Origin of the sequence: Kocuria sp., assembly GCF_030536815.1 — a bacterium.
Classification (GTDB): Bacteria; Actinomycetota; Actinomycetes; order Actinomycetales; family Micrococcaceae; genus Kocuria; species Kocuria gwangalliensis.
This window is the reverse complement of record NZ_JAUNPE010000217.1, coordinates 1-3,036: the sequence shown is the minus strand read 5'-3', so window position 1 is coordinate 3,036 and position 3,036 is coordinate 1. Positions and strand designations below refer to the sequence as shown.

2 protein-coding genes are annotated in these 3,036 nt (G+C 65.5%); both read right to left on the bottom strand.

What is annotated here, in order from left to right; genetic code table 11:
* Positions 1–1,505: thiamine pyrophosphate-binding protein (locus Q4E95_RS12325; RefSeq protein ID WP_303383579.1), on the bottom strand; the 1,505-nt coding region annotated here is incomplete at its 3' end.
* Between the two features lie 76 nt (positions 1,506–1,581).
* The gene (locus Q4E95_RS12320) at positions 1,582–2,937 is read right to left on the bottom strand and encodes a 2-hydroxycarboxylate transporter family protein (protein ID WP_303383580.1); all 1,356 of its coding nucleotides are present in this window, start codon (positions 2,935–2,937) and stop codon (positions 1,582–1,584) included.
* Positions 2,938–3,036 lie beyond the last annotated feature (99 nt).

The window sequence follows — 3,036 nt, the reverse complement described above, 5'->3', positions numbered from 1 at the left end:
TCGATGAGCATGGCCGTGGGATCCAGGCCCTTGGAGGCGTACTGGTGTAGTTCGGCGCCGTAGGCGGAGTCGTTGAGCACCACCACCACGCCGCGGCGGGTGGTGCGCACGAAGGTCTCGAGGTCGGCCAGGCCCATCAGCCCGCCGCCGTCGCCGGTGACGAATACCGTGGTGCGTTCCGGTTGCGCCACCGAGACCCCGGCCGCTGAGCCGAACCCCAACCCAATGGACTGGAATGCGGTGCCCACCAGCACCATGGCCTGGGGGTCCGGGACGGACAAGTACATGGGTGCCCAGCCAATGAAGTGTCCACCGTCCATGACCACCGATCGCTCGGCGGGCAGGATCTCCTCGAGGGCTGAGACCACGGCACGGGGATTGAGACGACCGTCCGGGCCGAACTCGGCGGGGTCCTCCACGGGTTCGGCGGAGCGGAACACGTCACCGGCCACCTCGGGCACGGCCGCGCGCCAGGTGGACGCGACGTCGGCGGCGGACATGCGGGCGAGTAGCCCGGCAGTGGCGGGACCCAGGTCCGCGCGCACGTAATCGGTGACCTGGGGGTGAGCCATGGTGGCCTCGGGTTCGTTGTCGATGCGGATCACGCGCGCATCCGGGGAGAAGAGCGTCCCGTAGCGGGACTGGAAGGTGTTGAGGCTCGATCCCGCCACCAGAACCACGTCCGCCCGTTGCGCCAGACCCAGGCGATGCTCGCGCGTGAAGCCCCCGGCGATCCCCAGATTCCACGGGGAGTCCACGGCATTGGTGGCCATGACCGAGGTCATGAACAGGGCACCCAGGCGGTCGCCGAGCTCCTGGAGGGCCCCGGCGGCGTCGCCGAGCAGGACGCCTCGCCCGGCCAAGATCAATGGCCGTTCCGCGCCGCGAAGCACGGCGGCGATGCGGTCGAGTTCCTCGCCCGGCGCTGTCCAGGAGGGCTTCTCCGCCAGCGGTTCCAGCGGGGTCTGCTCGGTGAGCGGGGCGGTCGCGTGGTTGTAGGGGATCGCCACGATCACCGGTTGCACAGTCTGCCGGGCCAGATCGAAGGCGCGGTGGGTGATGGCCGCGGCATTGTCCGGGCCGGCCACCAGGGTGGTCACTCCCACCGCCGACGCCGCTGCGGCCTGGTCGATATCGAACGGTCGCCTACCCGTGGTGGGCGCATCACCGACCACGAGCACCAGCGGAACCCGCGCCAGACGAGCCTCGGCCAGGCCCGTGTAGGTGTTGGTGAACCCTGCGCCGTAGGTGACCGTGGCCGCAGCGATCCGGCCCGTGGCCCGGTGGTAGGCATCGGCCATGGTCACCGTGGCCACCTCGTGCCGTGCGGACGTGAACGGGAACCTCTGGTAGGTGAGGTGACTGATCACGTGGGCATTGCCGTTGCCCATCAGCCCGAACAGGTGATCTGATCGTTCGGCGATCACCTCCGCAATGGCCGTGGAGACGGTCAGGGTGTCTGCGGGGGCATGGTGAGAGGGCGCGGTGGCTTCAGCGCTGGTCATGGGACATCTCCGTTGTTGTTGGTGTGGCGGATCACGCTCAGCCCCCAGGGTACGAGGGCCGCGGGTGGCGAGCTAGCTATCCGGCGACGCTCAGCAGCGGAACGAGCAAGGAAGTGACGAACAAGACCAGGGCTCCACCCAGGCGGTTGGTCAGCGCGGCGAATGGCATCAGGTGCATTCGGTTTGCGGCGCTGAGGACTGAAACATCGCCCGATCCGCCGGTGTCCGCCATGACCAGACCCGGGGTGATGGCAGCCTCCACAAAGTGGAACTTCACCAGCCAACCGAGAAAACCGGAGCTGAGGGTGGCCACGAGCACCGTGCAGATCGTGAGGACGATGAACATCGGATTGCTCAGCGAGGCCAGTACCTCCTGGACATCGATGTACGTCATGCTGACACCCACGAGCAGGGCGGGAACCAGGATCGCACCGATCATGTCACCCCACTCGGAACTGCCGTCCTCGAGGTCTTTCGGGAGCAGGCCGAGGATCTTGACCGCCGCCGCAAAGAGGATGGTCCAGGCGTAGGGGTGCAGCACCGGGAGGTAGGCGGCGACCAGGTTACCGGCTACGAAAAGGACCGCGGCAATGAGCAGCCCTTTCCCCAAGGAGATGAAGGACGAGAGATCCTTCTTCTCGGGCAATGCCATCTCGTCCGCTTTGCCCTGGACACGCATCAACTGGCCGTATCCGTTGAAACCGACGAACAGTTGCTTCTTACGTTTTCCCACACCGTTGTACACCCCGGCAATGAGAATGCACACGATGTTGGCCATCACCACGGCCGACATCAGATCACCCATGAAGGAGGCGGCGTCACCACCGGTGCGGGCCGCATACATCTCGGACATCGGGACGGCACCCAGGCCCAGGCCACCGGCCATGATGGGTGCGGCCACGAACAGGATTCCTTCCAGGAAACCGAAACCAGTAACCGCGCCCAGCCCCCCGATCACGACAAACGTCGCAATGAGACATCCCACGAGGGGAACGGCGAATCGGGGCCCGGCTTTCAAGAGCAGTGCTCGGGGCATGCCCAGGATGGAACCGGCGATGAGAGCCATGACGAAGAAGTCGAGGAACCCGTACCCGTCCACAAAATTCTGGACGACAGCCACGGCGTTCTCCGGCATGAGCCCAGCGAAAATCAGCACAGCCGGGACGAATGTGCAGAGAATCGTGGGCAACCCGAAATCGCGAACGACGGGAACCAGGTTTCCCAACCAGATCAGGAAACCGCCCAGGAGCACGGTCACGGCAAAGCCTGAAAGCATGGAATCGGGCAGATTTCCGGTCAACGCCGCGACCAGGACGATCGCAGCGAATACGAGAAAGACCGGGGCTGGTGTGCTGGTGATGCGAAAGCCTTGGCGGCCGGGATAATGAGTCGCCCGCCGGGGGCCTGTAGTCGGGGAGACTCGCCGGTGCATCCCCGTGTCAGGGTTGCGAGGATCCCGATCGGATGTCTCGGTGATGAATTCGGTGGACGTGGAATCGGAACGTGTTGTGGACATCGGTGTCCCCTAGGT